This is a genomic window from Halorubrum sp. SD612, from assembly GCF_002135005.1.
Genome location: NZ_NEWI01000397.1, coordinates 1 through 1,077, shown reverse-complemented (window position 1 = coordinate 1,077; position 1,077 = coordinate 1). Strand labels below are relative to the sequence as shown.

Annotated in this window: 2 protein-coding genes and 1 pseudogene; all 3 read left to right on the top strand. The window is 70.3% G+C overall.

The genetic code is table 11. The features are described 5' to 3' along the window. Positions 1–419: pseudogene (locus B9G38_RS17655) on the top strand (30S ribosomal protein S3); the annotation flags it as partial. Between the two features lies 1 nt (position 420). Then, the gene (gene rpmC / locus B9G38_RS17650) at positions 421–636 is read left to right on the top strand and encodes a 50S ribosomal protein L29 (RefSeq protein WP_004597441.1); all 216 of its coding nucleotides are present in this window, start codon (positions 421–423) and stop codon (positions 634–636) included. A gap of 1 nt (position 637) precedes the next feature. Next, the coding region (locus B9G38_RS17645; RefSeq protein WP_143415667.1) for a ribonuclease P protein component 1 at positions 638–1,077 on the top strand (440 nt) is incomplete at its 3' end.

The window sequence follows — 1,077 nt, the reverse complement described above, 5'->3', positions numbered from 1 at the left end:
GGAAGATCGGCGTCAACGTGAAGATCATCCCGCCGGGCGCGACGCTCCCCGACGACTTCGACGTCCGCGAGGACGCCGAGGTCCCGGAGGTCGAGCAGGCGGCGGCCGCCGGCGACGACGAGGGCGTCGAGGCGCTCCTCGAAGAGGAGCCCGAGGAGGTCCCGGACGTCGGCGCCGACGACGAGGTCGACGTGCCCGACGAGGACCCGACGGAAGTCATCGACGAGGAGGTCGTCGAGGAAGTCGTCGAGGAGACCCAGGACACGGCGGCCGAGGCGACCGACGTCGCCGCGGAGGAGCCGGTCGGCGACGCGGAGGCCGACGAGCTCGACGAGCTCGACGAAGAGATCGAGTCCGAGGCGGCCGACCTCGTCGCGGAGATGGAGGCGGCCGACGAGGAAGACGAGGAGGACGAGTAAGATGGCGATCCTCTACACCGACGAGATCCGCGACATGACCGCGGCGGAGCGGGAGGTCGAACTCGAGGAGCTCGAGACCGAGCTCCTCAACTCGAAGGCGCAGCGGGCGGCCGGCGGCATGCCGGAGAGCCCGGGCCGCGTCAACGAGCTGAAGAAGACCATCGCGCGGATCAAGACGATCCAGGCGGAAGAAGGCGACTTCGACGACGAACAGTGAGATGATATCCCCCGACACCCTCGTTCGACACGAGCTCGTCGGCCTCCCGGTTCGGGTGGTCGACGCCGACAGCGACGCCCACGTGGGTATCGCCGGTCGCGTGCTCGACGAGACGTTCGGCACCCTCGTGGTCCGGACGGGGTCGGGGGACAAGCGCGTGCCCAAGTCGGGCGCGACGTTCGAGTTCGGCGTCGTCGAGACGCCGACCGCTCGCACAGATGAAGCCGCCGGCGACGGGCAGTCGCCGGGGTCCGCGTCCCAACTCAGGTCGGATACTACGGGGGTCCGCCCCCGTCAGTCTGGCCCGTCCGGGTCCGCAAGCGTCGTCACCGGTGACGGCGCGGGTCCGGCGAGCCGACGAGGCGAGTGCAAAGACGCGGTCTACGCGACGGTGGATGGCGATCGGTTGCGACATCGGCCCGCCGCACCCCCCGAACCGAG

What these genes read in the sequence shown, in the direction of transcription:
- rpmC (WP_004597441.1), top strand. Translation starts at nt 421, where the DNA reads ATGGCGATCCTCTACACCGACGAGATCCGCGACATGACCGCGGCGGAG.